The sequence below is a fragment of the Vibrio sp. McD22-P3 genome (genome assembly GCF_021568915.1).
Taxonomy (GTDB): Bacteria; Pseudomonadota; Gammaproteobacteria; order Enterobacterales; family Vibrionaceae; genus Vibrio; species Vibrio mediterranei.
Map to the genome: position 1 here is coordinate 152,454 of NZ_JAKGTN010000003.1, position 16,683 is coordinate 169,136.

General features: G+C 45.4%; 12 protein-coding genes and 1 pseudogene. All 13 read right to left on the reverse strand.

Annotated elements, in window-relative coordinates; all coding sequences use genetic code 11:
- Nucleotides 1-17 precede the first annotated feature (17 nt).
- Entirely contained in the window at nucleotides 18-1,133 is a 1,116-nt protein-coding gene (locus tag L2W36_RS04630) for a glycosyltransferase (protein WP_236109443.1), read from the reverse strand.
- Between the two features lie 132 nt (nucleotides 1,134-1,265).
- Complete coding sequence (locus L2W36_RS04635) at nucleotides 1,266-2,696, reverse strand: GumC family protein (protein WP_006074399.1); 1,431 nt, start codon at nucleotides 2,694-2,696, stop codon at nucleotides 1,266-1,268.
- Nucleotides 2,693-3,814 (reverse strand): glycosyltransferase family 1 protein, encoded by a 1,122-nt coding sequence (locus L2W36_RS04640; protein ID WP_236109444.1) that lies wholly within the window; start codon nucleotides 3,812-3,814, stop codon nucleotides 2,693-2,695. Before L2W36_RS04640 ends, L2W36_RS04635 begins: the two co-directional genes overlap by 4 nt.
- Before the next feature lie 37 nt (nucleotides 3,815-3,851).
- A complete protein-coding gene (locus L2W36_RS04645; RefSeq protein ID WP_198558040.1) occupies nucleotides 3,852-4,586 on the reverse strand; it encodes an acyltransferase in 735 nt (244 codons plus the stop codon).
- 105 nt (nucleotides 4,587-4,691) lie between these two features.
- Nucleotides 4,692-6,080, reverse strand: a complete 1,389-nt coding sequence (locus L2W36_RS04650) for an O-antigen ligase family protein (RefSeq protein ID WP_236109445.1) — start codon at nucleotides 6,078-6,080, stop codon at nucleotides 4,692-4,694.
- Nucleotides 6,081-6,140: 60 nt separating this feature from the next.
- The gene (locus L2W36_RS04655) at nucleotides 6,141-7,277 is read right to left on the reverse strand and encodes a glycosyltransferase (protein ID WP_236109446.1); all 1,137 of its coding nucleotides are present in this window, start codon (nucleotides 7,275-7,277) and stop codon (nucleotides 6,141-6,143) included.
- A 201-nt stretch (nucleotides 7,278-7,478) separates the two neighbouring features.
- A complete protein-coding gene (locus tag L2W36_RS04660) occupies nucleotides 7,479-8,540 on the reverse strand; it encodes a glycosyltransferase family 4 protein (protein ID WP_236109447.1) in 1,062 nt (353 codons plus the stop codon).
- Nucleotides 8,530-10,016 (reverse strand): annotated as a pseudogene (locus L2W36_RS04665) (sigma-54-dependent transcriptional regulator). The gene L2W36_RS04660 and the pseudogene L2W36_RS04665 overlap by 11 nt, the downstream one beginning before the upstream one ends.
- A gap of 112 nt (nucleotides 10,017-10,128) precedes the next feature.
- A complete protein-coding gene (locus tag L2W36_RS04670; RefSeq protein WP_236109448.1) occupies nucleotides 10,129-10,845 on the reverse strand; it encodes a CpsD/CapB family tyrosine-protein kinase in 717 nt (238 codons plus the stop codon).
- The gene (locus L2W36_RS04675; protein ID WP_236109449.1) at nucleotides 10,845-12,947 is read right to left on the reverse strand and encodes an SLBB domain-containing protein; all 2,103 of its coding nucleotides are present in this window, start codon (nucleotides 12,945-12,947) and stop codon (nucleotides 10,845-10,847) included. The genes L2W36_RS04670 and L2W36_RS04675 overlap by 1 nt, the downstream gene beginning before the upstream one ends.
- Entirely contained in the window at nucleotides 12,947-13,774 is an 828-nt protein-coding gene (locus L2W36_RS04680; RefSeq protein ID WP_236109450.1) for an OmpA family protein, read from the reverse strand. Before L2W36_RS04680 ends, L2W36_RS04675 begins: the two co-directional genes overlap by 1 nt.
- A 43-nt stretch (nucleotides 13,775-13,817) precedes the next feature.
- On the reverse strand, nucleotides 13,818-14,150 hold the full coding sequence (locus L2W36_RS04685; protein ID WP_006074409.1) for an STAS domain-containing protein: 333 nt from the start codon (nucleotides 14,148-14,150) through the stop codon (nucleotides 13,818-13,820).
- A gap of 169 nt (nucleotides 14,151-14,319) precedes the next feature.
- Nucleotides 14,320-16,536, reverse strand: a complete 2,217-nt coding sequence (locus L2W36_RS04690) for a YgiQ family radical SAM protein (protein WP_236109451.1) — start codon at nucleotides 16,534-16,536, stop codon at nucleotides 14,320-14,322.
- Nucleotides 16,537-16,683: the final 147 nt, after the last annotated feature.

A 16,683-nucleotide genomic window follows, 5' to 3' on the forward strand; every position in this document is an offset into this window, starting at 1 on the left:
TCTTGACTAGCCAAGAGTTAAGCCTTGAACACAAGATTTCGATAGGCTTCGCTCATTGAACGTACATCATTATTCTCGACAACAAAGTCTCGTGGACAGAATAGGTGACGTGTTTTTAATGCGTTCTCTAAAGCTTGCACCAATGAAAACACTCGGTTCGATTTCGTTGTCACACCAGATAAAGGGCATAGAGTTTCCTTTGCCGCACCAACATCCGTAACCACAACTGGAACGTTGCACGCTTGTGCTTCAAGGGGCGAAAGTGGAAATCCCTCACACACTGAAGGGAGACAGAACAGATCAAGCGATTGGTAAAACGAAGGCATATCGTTTACTAATCCAAGAAAGTGAACCCTGTCCTCAACTTTCAAAGCTTTGGCAAGGTCTTTGAGCTCTTGCTCAAGGGAACCTATACCTGCAATAGCGAGGTGGATATCGTTCGAAAGTCGTGCAATGGATTTGATCAAAGTCGCTTGTGCTTTAACAGGTTCTAAACGACCAGCGGTGCCAATGAGGGTAACTTTGGCTGGCAAACCAAGGATACGCCTTGCTCCAGCCTGATTCGCAGGTACGAATCGGTTACAGTCCACTCCATTTTTAATTACAGTCGGCGTGGTATAAGGGAATAGCTGAGAAAGCTGCTGCTGAACTTTTTGCGCATCAGCCACTAAGATCGGGTTAACCACCTTGAGTGCGAGATTTTCTACCTTTTGACGTTTTGCATCGGTTAAGTGCCACATATCGTGCTCGGTATGAATTCGTGCTGGGACTCGGTTGAGTCTCGCTGCAATGCCACCATAGATTAGAGGGCCAATATGATGAGTGTGGACAACTTGAGGCTTTAGTACCTTAAGTAGTCGATACATCACTCGAAGCAGAGTAATTTGGGAACCGGGCTTTTTGCCGAGAAAGAACAGATGTGAGCGATATTTGATAAGTTGTGGCCAATGTTTAATTGCTTGTTCAAGCTCCCCTTCCAAACTGATGATGAATACTCTTTCATCTTCTTTCGCTTGTTTAAACAGTTCAAGAACCATTGTTTCAAGTCCTCCAGGAGCGAGGTGTTGAACAACGTGTACGACCTTGTATGTGCTACCAGAGTTGTGTTTTGGAATAAGGGGTGAGCTTGCCATAATTTGCTCCTTGCATAGGCGTTGCATTGTTAATCTAACGTTGCACGGGTTGTGCCAAGTTAGTAAGTAAATAAAAACATGTAGTTAAGCTCAAAACATATGGCTTTCCTGATATGACATTCATTCTGAATATCATTCGGCGGTAATCTTAGGAATCGCAGTAATCAAAGGCACACCGGATATTTGAGTGAGTTGATCCCTACGGCGTATAGTTGTATCAAAGAGCTCAAGAACAATTGCCATACCTATGCCCAGAACAAGACCAGCGATAACACCAACAGCCGCAAATACGGTTGGCGTGAAATTCGTTGGTGAACTGGGTGTATAAGGGAGATCGATGATTTTGACTCGTTTATTTTGCTCAAACACACCTAGTGAACCGGTCAATTGTGCCATTTCGTAACGTTCCACTAGTTCATCGTAGAGTTGTCTTTTAAGACTGACATCACGTTGTAGCTTCAATAATTGTTTGGCATTACTACCGTAACTTTGGGCGTTGACGGTGAGCTCATCAATCATAGACTGCAAGCTATTAGTCTCTTGCTTGAGTGATTCGTACCGACCTCGAACAAGTTGGAGGCTGTGAAGCTGGGTAATTAGAAGTGGCTGAATATCGCCTACATCGCTAACTGAAGTCACACTGGCAATATCCCACAGTTGGTCGCTGTTGAGTTCGGGTTGCTCAGACTGAAGTAATTGGTTGCGCTCTTTCTCTAGCCTACTAAGTTCTCTAAGTTTGGCCTGCACGGCACTGTGGGTATCAGTGTATTTTGCTTTAAGTAAGGTTAACGCGCTTCGAGTTTCAATGATCTGTTCTTCCAATTTGCCGACTATCGGGTTGGTTTTGGAGAGTTGCTGATCAAGCGAGCCTAGGCTTTGTTCTACGCCAGATAGCTCAGCTTGTTTTTCCGCCAAAGTTTGCTTAAGCGAGGCTAGTCGGCTCAGATTCTCATTTTGCATTTCAGGTGTCGCTGAAGAGTGTTGGTTGTAATAATCGGCTAACGCTTGTTCGGCGTTTTCTAGCTCTTGTTTGCGTTTCTTAATATGGATAGTCAGAAATTCACTGGAATCTCTGATCGATGAGCGTTCAGGTGCCAAAAGTTCTTCGACAAAGTGAACACTTACTGATTCTAGCAGCGCCTTCATGCCCTCTGGTGAGGATGAGGAGTGTTCAATTTTTATGAAGTCTTTGCCTAATTGAGTAACGGTTAGGTTGGCAGAAAGCTCAGCGATAATTTGATCTTTTTGAGATGCGGTCATGGAGTCATTAATAAGGCTTAGGTCACTTGCAACTGACAACAGCACGTGTCGGCTGTTGAGGAGAGTTTTAAGTGCTGACAGACGATCTTTGAGCATGGTCGAGACGGCAATATCTTCAAGGAACGGATTCATTTTGGCGGTTTCTTGAATCAGCATGCTGGTATGCGATTTATATTTCAGAGGAGTCAAGACGCCAATAGCATAAGCGACAAACGGCATGATCAAGATTGGCATTGCTATCGCATAACGACGCCTCCACGCTGCCGTTAAGATAGCTAAAAGCCTCAGCTTTAGCTCACTCATAAGGCCTCCAAATAGCGCTCTAGTACTTGAGTTCTTTGTTCCCAGCTCTCGCTGTCGACTAGACCTTCAGGAAGCTTAGTCGATTGCTTTGCCGCTGACTCAAGCGCTTTTATCATTTCGCCAACATTTTGAATCACGATGACATGTTCACGGTAGGGCTTAAGTGCCGGAAATTCGGTAGTAATAACCGGTCTTCTTGCGGCTAAATACTCTTTCAGCTTAAGAGGGTTGCACGCACTAATTTGTGCGTTTAAGACGAATGGCAGCAAACTGACGGTCCAGTGCTGGCTGTAACATGCGAGTTGCGCATGAGGCTTGGGTCCCAGATAAAAGACGTTGTCGGCCTGTACAATTGGAAACTGTTCTAGTTCGAGTTGACCAATAAATACGAAATCCCAATGCGGCATGGCACTTATCACCTGATTAAGGAGATCATAATCTAGCCAACTAGAAAGACTGCCATAGAAGCCAGCAATTGGACGTCCTCTGTTTGGTAAGTCATTGGCGCGCTTGGTAGGCTGGGAGAAGCGCTGACAATCCACACCATGAGTTAGCAAGCGAGTTTTCCTTTCCGGGAATTTTCTCAGAAGCTTTTCGCTTGCCGTAATGACCATATCAGCCTCTTGAACCAAATGACGTTCATGCTGCAATACCGTGTCATGATCAACTCCTGCGAGCGCTCCAAAATCGTCACCGCAGTAGTAGACAATAGGTAGATTACCTAATCGTTGGCAGACGTCAGCAGCGGTGGGTAATGAACTCCAAATAATGGGATTGTTGAGTTTTAGTCTTTTAATAACGGGAACCAACTGTGACTCCATCAAGGCTGCTGCCAGCTTTCTAGACCATGTTGAACGAGGCGCTGGAATCGTCATCAGGTTTACAATAGTAATAGTCTCTGGTACTGGCTCGGATTCGAGTTTCAGTTGTTTGGACTTATCACGTCGGAGTAGCTTGTTTAGTGCTCGGACCGCATCGTGTTTAGTAAACTTGGGTTGACGTAAACCAATGGAATTTATCCAGAGTACTTTCCGCTGACTGGCAAGGCGCTTGACGAGATGCTGAGTGCTAGAAGGCAAGGCACCGTAGTCTTCTCCGAATACAATCAAATCTCTCATAACATAATCCTTGTTATTCAGTAACGGCCAATTAACGCTATATCGTCTGATCGATATGTCTAACGACTTTCGCTGGGCATCCAGCGGCGATAACATTGGCGGGTAAATCGTTAGTCACGACGCTACCTGCAGCGACGATGGTTCCCTGTCCAATTGTCACGCCAGTTTGCACGGTTACTCCTGTCGCTAGCCAAACGTCTTGCTCTAGGACAATGCTTCCAATGCGATGATCTTCATCGGGTGCACCTTCTGCTCTTTGGCGTGCATTGAGCGGATGTCCTGAGTAACCAAATAATTGACAACGTCCCGCGATTCTCACGTTGTCTTGAATTTCAACTTTTTCGGCAACAGCGATAGTGACCTGCCAACCTATATCAACATTGCTACCGACGATAAGTTCTGGATGTATTGCAGGGTTAGGGTGAGGTGTAGTTCGAGCGCTAAAAGTGGTGTGTCCTGACACTCGGCAGTCATTGCCTAATGCAATTTTCAGGGGACCAGTGACAAGTGGCAATCCGCTGTAAAGATAGAGTGAGTGACCACATTTCGATACGCGCCCTTTAAATGCAGGCGTGTATACAAGTAGTCGAGATAGTGTTTCGATTCCATTTCGCAAAATAGTTAATAACGCATAGAGCGCTTTGTTATAAAACGATGGCGTGGGAATGCCTGTCGCACGCGCTCTTTTCAAAATGACAAAAAGGTTTCTCATTTTGGGATTTGGATGAGACCGAAGCCAATTTTTGAAATCGAATGACGAAGTAGTATTCATTTTGACATTCCTTCTCATTATTCTGAGTCGTAGATTTTAGGATACTAGAAGGGGTATCAAGAAATGCGCCAATAATTATAGTTATATTAATCAAAGGGTTGTCGTCTACTTATGTTCTGGGCTTTCGCACTTCTCAAATTGCGAAGCAATTTGTGACACTGCGATGGTCAGTGCAGCGAGAATATAAATCGGCCATACGAAGCCTTGAGTGAGAAAAGTACCGGATACAAAGGTGCCTATAAGGCCACTGTATACCGCCAGTGCCATTGAGCGCAGATAAGGTGGGATATCCGCTCTACCATCTATGAAAGTGAGCGTTTGCCTAGCACACTTCAAAAGCTGATAAATGAAAAGTAAGAAAACAATAAGCCCAATAAAGCCAGTCTCGGCTAACACACCAAACCAAGTACTGTGAACAGCGTGGTTTAATCCATCCCAATGAGGACTGTAGAAGAAATAGTTATAGTAAAAGTTATCCAGTCCAACACCTAAGACAGGGTTGTCTAGTGCCATTTTATAGGCAGCTTCCCACGCATAGATCCTGCCCATTGCAGATTCATCAATGCCTTCTTCCGCAGCTCCTCCAGAGGCTCGTCCGGATATGCCAGCTAATGAGTAGAGCGCAATAGCACCGATAACACCTAAAAAGGCAAATAGAGTCTTTGATGGAATGATGCGCCAAGCGTAGAACCCTAGCACCGCAAGTGACCCTAACAATCCTCCTCGGCTTTGAGTTGCGACAATTGCAAAAAACAGAACCGCAGAAGTTAGGAGCGATAGGGCTCGAAATGACCACCCGATTCCTTTCGTCGTCATAGTGGCGACAGTAAATGCAAGAGGAAACAGCAGCACTAAGGCAAGATCATTTGGGTCGCCAAGCATAGAGCCGAAACTTCGACCAATAGTGACCCTTGAGCCTTCGACTAAACCAATACCATTAACGGAGTTATAGAGTGCAACACAACCTACAACAAGTCCCGAAATAACAATCAGAAATGAAAAACGTGATAGCTCTTTGGGAGAGGTAATCAACCATGACACGGCCAATGTCATGATAATTATTTTGACGTAAGTGCCACTAAACATCGCGATGGCAACGCTTCTATTCGCGGCAAACACGACTCCTATAATGACAATCCCCCAAAATATAAATAGCCATCGGTAAACCGGATGCCAGTAAAGCTGTATTTTTCCACTAATTAAGGTATGCCAAAGTAACGCGGACAGGGCGGCAGCCGAGAGCATTAACGGAATTTTCAATGGATAGAGTGCGGGAAAAACTTCATGAATTCGGAAAAAAGAAAATACGATAAATAGCGTTACCAACCAAAAGGTCTGACTCAAAACAACCAATATAGCGATTGGAATTAGTCCGATAGCCAGACCCACAATAGGGTGGGGTACCAATGCCCATATAAGGCCTACCAGAGCGCACAACGTAACACTCAGTAGTGTATGTTTAGAGTGGTTAGAAGAAGGAGTGGCGGTATTCATCGCCATACCTTGCTTACAACGATATCTAGCCCATTCCAATTGGAATCGTGCGCATCGACGCTAGTCATGACTAAGCTCCAACTCAAGAATGGAATTGCATGTAGCGAGTACGTAAGTAGTGATTGGGCGATAACTCTTCTCAGCATCGTAACACTGAGCAACCTTCATCGCTTCGACGGCAATCTCATCCCTTGAGAAGGGGTCTTTGTAACAATGGTGGAGAACTTTTGCGAGAGAACTGGGTTCATTGCCATTATATTTCAGACAGCTGTAACCGTCTGATAACACTCGACCCCAATATCCATTGTCCCTCGGAATAATAGGGCACATGCCCGCAGCCATCGCTTCTAAAATTAACAGGTTAGCCGATTCATCAGGCGCAGTTGATACAAAAATACTGCATTGCTGTCTTATTTCATCGATATTTCGCCAGCCCTGATACCAATGTAGCCCTTTAATTGGGCGGGGGATAGAGGTGCTTTTATCAGCTGATTTCAGTAATGATCGAGAGTAGTAACAGATATCTCCGTCAATAGGCCGAGGAACTTGTGCCACCGCAGTTAAGAGGTGCTCGATATGATCTTGATTAAGGTCTCCTGCCCAGAAAATTCTCGAGTCTGCGGTTTTTCTTACGGTTGGCCAATCAGCGATTGTGATACCACTTTGGAAGCTTTGCCAGTTTTCATCTTTCAACGTGTTGTTTTGTTGTCGCAGATGTCTGTTTAATTCTTCAGTACCAGCTAGGTAGAAAACTTTCGTGGCTTTTGTTAGGCACCACAGGTTTGTGGCAGAGTCATAGAGTTTTGAATAAACCAAGTGAACGAGCGCATAGCCCCAACACACTCTCAACCGGTAGACTGGGAGGGCCATTTGAGGCTGAGAAAACGATAGCATCACATGCACCTTTGGGAGTGTTGTTAAGAAGTAGAGACAGTAACAAAGCTGGCAGAAGCTTTTGAACCAATCAGTAATTGATAACCGCTCTTTAGAGTCAATAGGGAAAGGGAGTGAGTATATCTGCAACGGGATTTCGTAGTCTTTCAGTCGTGTCCAATGACTGGCTTTCGCGGCTAAGACGCTTATCTGCACACTTTCATTACCGAGCTGACGCAGCAAAGAGTGCAACGCTAAAGTATCGTTGTCTTTAGTGGAATAAGCATCGAAGACTACAATATGTTTTTGGCATTGTTTGGTCATATCTAAGGCCTGATTGAGATGAATAACTATCTCGAGGGATAGCCCATCAATTTGCGTAATAGATATGTTTAGAGCAAGTAAGATGCCACGTTACTAACTCCTTATATTACAAATAGTTAAGGATGAAACTCTTCAGGTGCGGTTGTACTTGATAATGGAATTCTCAATATAGGAATCACAATGACAGCTTAATGATAGGTGTTACTGGGTTACGGCGTCGCCAAAACCATAAATGGAGAGTACTTGGGGAATGATGACTTTGGTGGAGTAGTTCTGTTCTATCGTTTGTTGCGCGTTAAGCTTTACTTGCGCTTTTTCAGCGGGGGAGAGTGAAAACCAGTGCTTTAGCGCGTCATACATCTCCTGGTTACTGTCAACGATCCATCCATTGATCCCCGAGTCTATCATGCTAGGCAGTTCGCCCAGTTTAAAGCTAATAAGTGGAATGCCACGAGACATCGCCTCTAACGCAGCCATGGGCAGCCCTTCATACTTCGAGGTGATGAGTAATACATCGATGTCAGGCCATACACGGGCCATCTCTTTTTGGTGGCCATGGAAAGTGACGTTAGGTGAATTTTGTTGTTTTAACTCTAGCTCCATATCACCAGAGCCATAAACATGAAAGGCATTGCGAGGAAACCGATTTGCGATATCTAGAAAAGTGTCAGGGCCTTTTTCTGGACTTAATCGCCCTACGAACGCTACGTTTTGATTTGTGGATTCAAGAAACTCAGTTTGTGGGACAAAGTTATTGACCAGTACACTAGAATAAGGAACTTTGCCTTGGATCGCGCGACTTACACAAATCCGCTTATGACTGACTATGGCACTGACTCGATCTACAGCGTCGTACCAGCGAACTTTTCCGATCGGTGTTTCACCAGCATGAAAAGTCGATACTATGTTAATTGCAGATGTCGCACCGCAAAGGCGAGATAAGCGAAGTAGTATGTTCGCTTTGTAGCCATGTGCATGAATAACAGTGGGTTTTTGGTTTTGCGAAGCCGCTTTGTCAATGGCTTTGTTTAGCCTCAGCCAAATAGAGTGATGCGGATAGTCGACATCCAATATAGTGGTATCAATATTAGCGGTTTGAAGCTGCGCAATGAGTGGCGGCGTAGGTTTATGCGACGTTAAAAATACAACTTTTACGTTTTGCTTAAAGGCAATCAAGCCTTTTGCTAGCTCAAGGACGTGCGTCTCTATACCGCCAAAAGTACTACTGTCTAACAGTAGCCAAACCCGCTTGCTACGAGGCACTGTCTTCTGCCTCCCAAGCTTGTTTTTTCGGTAGACAGTGGATGGGCTTAATTCTAGAAGCACGGCCGCATTGAGCACATTGCCATCACAAAAATCGATAGCCTGCTGTATGGTTTCTCGCTCAACCTGCCACATAGGACGAATGTTAGGTGTTCTAGGCTCAGTATCACTGTCAGGCTGAGGTTGCACGGCGGCCATTTGGACCGTCTCTACCATATTGTGGTCAACGGTGTTTTCTGGCGTTGGATGTTGTACCACTGAGAGCAGACTTTGTGGGGTGCTAGGACGAACAACTGTTGCTGGTCTTGTTTGGACCATTTCGGCGGGCAGATGATTAACGCCCAAAGATTTGTCATCGTTAAGAACCACAATGTTACGTATTACGTTTTGCAACTGTCGAACGTTCCCAGGCCAGTCATATCGTTTGAGATAACGCTGTGCTTCTTTGGAAATGGATTCAAAACGGCGTTTATCTTGCTTCGCGTAACCTTTCAAGAAGTGTTCTGCCAGAGTGACGATGTCACGGTCTCGCTCACGCAGTGGCGGCATATGAATTGGAACTACATGCACGCGATAATAAAGGTCTTCACGGAAACGACCTTCTTTTACTTCAGCTAATGGGTCACGGTTCGTCGCGCAAATAATGCGAACATCTACTTTTTGTTCTTTGGTTGCACCTAGTGGTGTAAACGTGCCAGTTTGCAAAAAGCGCAGAAGTTTCTTCTGCATTTCTAAGTCCATTTCGCACAATTCGTCCAGGAACAAAGTACCGCCGTGTGCAAGTGACGCAGCGCCCTTACGATCCGTTGTCGCCCCTGTAAATGCGCCTTTGACATGTCCAAAAACTTCGCTTTCCATTAAATCTTTAGGAATAGCGCCACAGTTTATGGCAATAAAAGGCTGCTCTCGACGTTCGCTTTCGTTGTGAATGGCGTTGGCGCAAACCTCTTTACCGGTGCCACTTTCACCAATAATAAACACGCTGGCGTTGGTATCCGCTACTGCATCGATAATTTTGTATACACCTTGCATGGGAATACTGGCGCCAATAAAATCATGAAATCGTTCACGTTCCATCTGCTGTTGAATATCATCGAGCATAGTTTCCAATTGAACTTGCTTTAGATGAATGTTGACGGACGTTTTTAAGCGGTCAGCTCGAATTGGTTTTTCAAGGAAGTCTTTCGCGCCTTTTTGAATAAGCTTGACGGCAGTATCTACACTGCCATGTGCGGTAGCGACGATAACCGGAATCTGCAGGTTTTTTTCTTCCATCCATTCAAGGATCTCGTCTCCCTGCATATCGGGCAATTGCAGATCTAGGATTATCAATGAAGGCAAGGTTCGTTCTAACAGACGCTTTGCTTCCGCGCCGGTAGCCACATGCAATAATTCGTAGGGCTCGTTCTGCAAAAACTGTTTATAAAGTACTGCGAGTGAAGAAGAGTCTTCAATAAGGAGCACTTTCGGTGTCATATTTACTTCCTTGTTTAATATCACTGCTGATTAAAGGATAGTACAAATAACGACGATTTTTAGTAAATTACTGTCTAACGCGCTGAATATAAAGAATTTGCGCAAAAGAGTGTCAAATAGGCAACGACAGGAATCTATTGCTGATCACTTTCTTCTTAGCCCACGATGTTATTTTGGAAGGTAACCAACCCAGACGATCAATCTCGCGGCAAATCTCACTTGCTAGTGAAGGTTGATCCCGGTAGTTAAGTACGGTTCCCAATAAGTGGGTGTGGGTACCTTCTTGTAATGCCTGAACTGCATCGGCTACTTGGTTGGTGAGCGTGACCCCGCTTAGCACAACCAAATAAGTACCATCACATGCGTTAGCGACACAGTGCGCTGGGATGTTGTTTTGATTAACGTTTAGGATAGGTGAAGTATCAATAACAACTCGATCGTATTGAGTTAGCCATTCCGCAACTTGTTGCCTTAAGTTGGTTGGGTCCTTATACAACAAACGAGTTCGTGGATCGCTAGGTGCGGATACCCCAAGAAACACTTTTGGGGAGTTTTTATCTTGCACCCAGTGGCTGTTCTTCGGCGTGAGTTCTGATGAAAGAGAGGGAACATCAGACAGTTCTATGCTCATCAGACTTGGGTGGTATAGATTGAGGTCGACCAACAGTGTTTTATGACCAGCAAGAAGGTAGCGCTCAGTCAAAGCTTGCGCTATCGAAGAGGTGCCTTCTTGGCTGTTGCAGGCTGTAATACTGATTGAGCGGCATTGCTTCAATTCTGCATTGAGATAAAGCTCTTCAATTTCAGCATGAGTCGCGGGAATAGACATTATAGCGCTTCTATTACAGCGATCGTCGAGACGATCCTGAAGATATCGGTTAAGCCCAGTCGAGCTTGTTCTGCAAAGCTATTACGGCGGTCCGGGATATAAATAGTATCGCCTGCGCGAATCACGGGTAACATTTTGATATCAGCAGTTTTACTGAACTCCACCAGATCAAAGGTTCTTGCTTGTCCTTGGCAGCAAGACATGTTGACGACGCTAATCTTCTCTACATAAGCTCTATCACTTGGTCCTCCTGCCTCTGCTAAAACGTCAAGAATTGTCATATTGTCGTTAAACACGTATCGTCCGGGGTTATTGACAGCACCTAATATGCGAATGGTTTTCTCTTTAGGCGTATCTAACCAGTTACGGTTTTTCTCTGGGACATAAATCGTATCTCCGCGCTTAACCAGTGGAATAATGGACTCATCACCGGTCTCAAAGTAAAGCGAGAGATTGAGCTTGCTTACTTTCGAATAAGGCTTGTCTCGGTGAGTCACGCGAATGTTGTGAATGTCCGCGTCTTTAGTTGGTCCGTCTGCCGCAGATAAAATATCAAGAAAATGCATATCGTCCGTGAATCGATAACGGCCCGGAGCATTGACTTGGCCGAACACGTAGATGGAGGCATCGGAGCTTTGTCTTACCCACTGAGCTTTGTTATCCGATGGATCTTGTGGTAAATCATGAACACGGACAATAGCGCCAGCTGAAATGTAAGGCAGCTCTGATTGAGGCGCGCCTCGTTTTATGAAGGCATCAAGATCAAATACCACCATTTTATTGCCGTTAGCGACTTCGATTTTTGAGGTGTCAGCGCGACCGCTAGGGCCTCCAACATGCGCCAGTAAGTCCATCAGATCCATTTCGTCTGACCACTCAATTCGACCAGGACGAACCACTTCACCGATAACGTTGACTGCCCGGTCTGGGGACACTTTAAGCCACGATTTCTCGTTGATATCGGTTTTCTCTGGTACAAAGATAGCATCGCCAGGCTCAATTTTTGGTGCTTGGCTGCCTTTTAGGCCTTCGGTATACGCCGTCATATCAAAAGGGACTACCCGGCCATCGGATTTTATTACGCGAATCTGTCTAGACTCTGCAAATCGTGTTGGGCCTCCGGCATTGGCAAGGATATCCATAAAGGTCGCGCCTTTTTTGCCCTCAAAAGCACCGGGAGCGGCTACTTCACCCATGACATACACAGTATTGGAGCCAGATTTAATTTCCTCTTCTTGTTTAGGTACAAAAATCGTCGCTCCAGCTTGTAGAGGAGGTAACAAGGAAACATCACCGCTGTCTAAATAGCGTTTTAGGTTGAATAGTGTAGGGGTGTTATTGCTGATTACTCTAATTTGTTCCACGCTCGCATAGCGCGTAACACCACCGGCTCGCATCAATACATCAACTAGGTCGCTATTCGATTTATAGGAGAAAGAGCCGGGTGCATTCACTTCGCCAAATACTTTAATGGCTTGGCGTGAGTCTGCACTATCACCAGAATCAGCAAGTTTAGCCGGATCGAACTCTTGTTCAATATTACCGACTAAAGGGGAAGCTGGGACAAATAAGGTGTCCAAAGATTGCAGTGCGGGAAGGTTTTTGTCATCACCGGTGTCAAGGAAGCGCTTATAGTCGAATTCCTGTCTATCTGCGCCACGCTTTAACAACATTTTGTTTAACTGGGCTCCGGAGCGCAGTCCGCCAGCGGCGTGCAGTGCCATTTGGACATTTGAGTTGTAGGGAAGCGTATATTCTCCGGGAGAGGCAACATAGCCCTGCACTGAAATCAGTATTTGCCGTTCTGATACATAGACTTGGACGTTTGAGGTGTCACGAAAAACTTTATCAAGCGCACCCTTAACCGCCGTGGTGAGCTGTTCTTCGTTATAGCCTGCAACGAATACAGGGCCAACTTCTGGTAGTGTAATTCGACCGCGTTTATCAACCTGAAATCCCCTATTTAAGCTTGATTCGCCAGGCAAATCGACTTGAATGAGGTCTCCGACTTGTACCTGCTTCTCGTTAGCTAGGGAAAGTGGTGCAAATAAGGCGAAGAGAACAGTTACGCATAGTAGTACTATTACTTTAGCTTGGTTCATCACAACGCTCCTTGAGTGGCATTGCTATTTTTATCCGCGATGACTTCAATGCTGACTCTTCGGTTGGTGAGTCGAACTCCTGGGCTGTCCCCCTGATAGAGAGGCAGTTCTTCACCAAGTGAGTGTGTTTCGATACGTCCAGGTGCTAGGCCAAATATAGTTAGGTAACGCTTGACTTGCTGGGCACGCCCTTTCGCAATCTTTTCATTGTATTCGGTACCTCCGGTAGCATCGGCGTGTCCGGTAACGGAAAGGCGAATGGTAGGATGTTGTTTAAGGATGTTTGCTGCTTCCGCGAGATGACCCATGTATTTAGGATTAACTTCGACAGAGTTATACGCGAACTGGTTATCGACATTAAGAAGTTGGTAGACACGCTTAACCACTTGCATTAGATCATCAAAATCCTTGCCTTTAAGAGGGGGCGCACATGTCGCCTCATTCAATACGTAGTCGAGACGCAGCTCTAAGTCATTGAGCTTTTTACGTTGAATGACGATGTCGTTAGCAGCGTCAATCCATAGGCCGCCCTCTAACTCTCTTGCGATGCGATTTTGTTTTTCTTGTGCCTGAAGAACGGCAGCGGGGAAGCACCATTGTGCCCCTTCTTCAATCAGAGAATCTAGGTGCAGTGCGGCTAACTTCCAGTCGAATCTCAAACCATGCTCTGGTCCTAACGGTTCATCTGGCATTACTGGTGAAAAATCAGAACCTGCATAGTTCTCGGCAATACCACCTGTTCCCTCATCGGGGTAGCTTGTACAAGCTAAAAGGAGATATGCCGAGAGACAGGTAATGCATAGCTTTACACCCGTTTTTACATCCATGTAGTTACCACCTATTTTGCCAACAAATTAGTATAATTATGTGTTACAGGTATTCGTTACTCGCATGCGTGTTCACAGGAATTGCTTGGCCAATTCGAAGCAACTGTATGATTTGTAGCGGTTGTCCCGTTACGTTCTCTAAACGCATTTTGCGTTCGCGTTCAACTAGACGCTTATATAGATAAACAATAGCACCGATGCCTGAAGAATCCATAAAGCGGACTTGACTTAGGTCAACCTCTATCTCTTGGTGCCAGTCATTGTGGATAATGTCATCGATTTGAGGCTGTGCTTCGCGGCTTCCTCGAGCATCAAAATCACCATAAAGTTCCAATTTCAAAGTGTGGTTGTTGGTTTCTGCTCTTAGTAGTTCCATCTTGCAGTCCTTATCAAGGGGGAGTGTGTTTCAAGTATCAGAGCATGGACCGTGCCAAACCTATAAATGTCAATAATTCATGGGCTTATTAGCATTTCTAGGGGCTTATCGCAAAATAAAAAAAAGCGCTTCTCAAATTGAGAGGCGCTTTTCTATATTGACGTCAGACTTAACGAGGTCGTCGTTTAGGGCTTCTGGTTGGTTTTCCATTGCCAGATGGTTGCCCTGATTTGCTCTTAGGTTTCGGACGTTTACCTGAATTCCTTTGGCCGTCAGTTCTGATATCTGGTTGACCTTTAGTATGTTTGGTCGCAAATCTGTTTGCACCGTGTCGACCTGACTTTCTTCGTTGGGCTGGCGTTTTAGCGTCTAGATCTTCTGCAGGGACTAAGCAGCCCGGTTTGTCACCAATCAAGTACTGTTTACCCATACTCGTTAATGCTTCTCGGATCAATGGCCAGTTTGCTGGGTCATGATAACGTAGCAACGCTTTATGCAGTCGACGTTGACGATCGCCTTTGGCTACAGGTACATCCTCACGTTTTTTATACTTCACACGCTTGAGTGGATTGGTCTCTGAGTAATACATTGATGTTGCATTACACATAGGCGATGGATAGAAGTTCTGAACCTGATCACATTCGTAGTTGTTCTTTTTCAACCACAACGCGAGGTTCAACATATCTTCATCTTCAGTACCTGGGTGCGCAGAGATAAAGTAAGGAATGAGGTATTGTTTTTTACCAGCCTCTTCACTGTACTTTTGGAACATCTCCTTGAAGCGGTCGTAAGCTCCCATGCCCGGTTTCATCATTAAGTCGAGTGGATTCTTCTCGGTATGCTCAGGAGCAATCTTCAAATAACCACCGACGTGATGCGTAACAAGCTCTTTCACATATTCCGGTGATTCTATTGCCAAGTCGTATCGAACACCCGATGCAATCATCACCTTTTTGACCCCTTTGACTTTGCGAGCTGCACGATAAAGGTCAATAGTGTGTTTGTGGTCAGTATTGAGCTTGTTACAGATGCCAGGGAAGACGCAAGAAGGACGACGACAGTTGGCTTCTGCTTTTGGATCTGAACAGCCAAGACGATACATGTTAGCTGTTGGACCACCTAGATCAGAAATAGTACCCGTGAAGCCTGGAACTTTATCGCGAATCTCTTCAAGTTCGTTAAGAATTGAGTCCTGCGAACGGTTTTGAATAATGCGGCCTTCGTGCTCTGTAATCGAACAGAATGAGCAGCCACCAAAACAGCCACGCATGATGTTCACAGAAGTCTTGATCATGTCATAGGCAGGGATCTTAGCCTTACCGTACATAGGATGTGGTACACGTGCATAAGGTAGACCGAATACGTAATCCATCTCTTCGGTAGACAGTGGGATTGGGGCTTGGTTTACCCATAGCTCACGATTACCGTGCTTTTGAATCAAAGCACGACCTGAATAAGGGTTTGTTTCAAGGTGCATGACGCGACTAGCGTGCGCGTACAAAATGCGGTCGTTGTTAAGCTTCTCGTACGGTGGCAGTCTTACTGCCGTTGTTTTTGCATCGTGACGAGAAGGGCGAATCGTAATCGGCTTAGCTTCAGGCTCTTTCTTTTGTGTATCGCAATTTGACTCTACTTCGTACGGGTTTTGAGGCACGAACGCTTTCCCCGGTTTTTCAATGCGAGAAGAATCAATAATCGTATAGTTTTCTGGTTCTGCTGGAAGGTTAACAGCCGTCCCGCGAATATTGGTCATGTTGCTAACAGCTTCTCCATCAGCAAGACGGTGTGCGACCTCAACTAAGGCACGCTCGGCATTACCAAACAGCAAAATATCCGCTTTAGCATCAAATAACACAGAGCGGCGCACTTTATCAGACCAATAGTCATAGTGCGCAATTCGGCGCAAACTTGCTTCGATACCACCCAAGACAATGGGGGTCTCTTTATAAGCTTCACGACAACGCTGTGAATAAACAAGTGTTGCACGATCGGGTCTTTTCCCGCCTTCGTTGTTCGGCGTGTACGCGTCATCATGGCGTAGCTTACGATCGGCAGTATAGCGGTTTATCATCGAGTCCATGTTACCTGCAGTAATACCGAAAAACAGATTCGGTTGACCAAGCTTCATGAAGTCGTTTTTATTGCTCCAATCTGGTTGGGCAATAATGCCGACACGAAAGCCTTGCGCTTCTAATAAGCGTCCGATGATCGCCATGCCAAAACTAGGGTGATCGACGTAGGCATCACCAGTGACAATGATGATGTCGCAGCTGTCCCAACCAAGGGCATCCATTTCTTTCCTGCTGGTTGGCAGAAAACGAGCCACACCGAAGCACTCGGCCCAGTATTTTTTATGCTCATGGATTGGGGAAACGTCGTTGTACATATTTTAACCTCTAGTTTTGGAGGCGGGCATTATATACCCCTACGTTGATGACTTCAAAGCCCAAAGAAATTGTGGTTTTTCAATGTGAATAGCATTCGAGGGTTACCTGATATATTATCAGCGCCATCAATTACCACTTTGAATGTC

Bases quoted from the DNA above. Each gene is read 5' to 3' on its own strand.
- L2W36_RS04630 (WP_236109443.1), bottom strand. From the start codon at position 1,133: ATGGCAAGCTCACCCCTTATTCCAAAACACAACTCTGGTAGCACATAC.
- L2W36_RS04635 (WP_006074399.1), bottom strand. From the start codon at position 2,696: ATGAGTGAGCTAAAGCTGAGGCTTTTAGCTATCTTAACGGCAGCGTGG.
- L2W36_RS04640 (WP_236109444.1), bottom strand. From the start codon at position 3,814: ATGAGAGATTTGATTGTATTCGGAGAAGACTACGGTGCCTTGCCTTCT.
- L2W36_RS04645 (WP_198558040.1), bottom strand. From the start codon at position 4,586: ATGAATACTACTTCGTCATTCGATTTCAAAAATTGGCTTCGGTCTCAT.
- L2W36_RS04650 (WP_236109445.1), bottom strand. From the start codon at position 6,080: ATGAATACCGCCACTCCTTCTTCTAACCACTCTAAACATACACTACTG.
- L2W36_RS04655 (WP_236109446.1), bottom strand. From the start codon at position 7,277: ATGACCAAACAATGCCAAAAACATATTGTAGTCTTCGATGCTTATTCC.
- L2W36_RS04670 (WP_236109448.1), bottom strand. From the start codon at position 10,845: ATGTCTATTCCCGCGACTCATGCTGAAATTGAAGAGCTTTATCTCAAT.
- L2W36_RS04675 (WP_236109449.1), bottom strand. From the start codon at position 12,947: ATGAACCAAGCTAAAGTAATAGTACTACTATGCGTAACTGTTCTCTTC.
- L2W36_RS04680 (WP_236109450.1), bottom strand. From the start codon at position 13,774: ATGGATGTAAAAACGGGTGTAAAGCTATGCATTACCTGTCTCTCGGCA.
- L2W36_RS04685 (WP_006074409.1), bottom strand. From the start codon at position 14,150: ATGGAACTACTAAGAGCAGAAACCAACAACCACACTTTGAAATTGGAA.
- L2W36_RS04690 (WP_236109451.1), bottom strand. From the start codon at position 16,536: ATGTACAACGACGTTTCCCCAATCCATGAGCATAAAAAATACTGGGCC.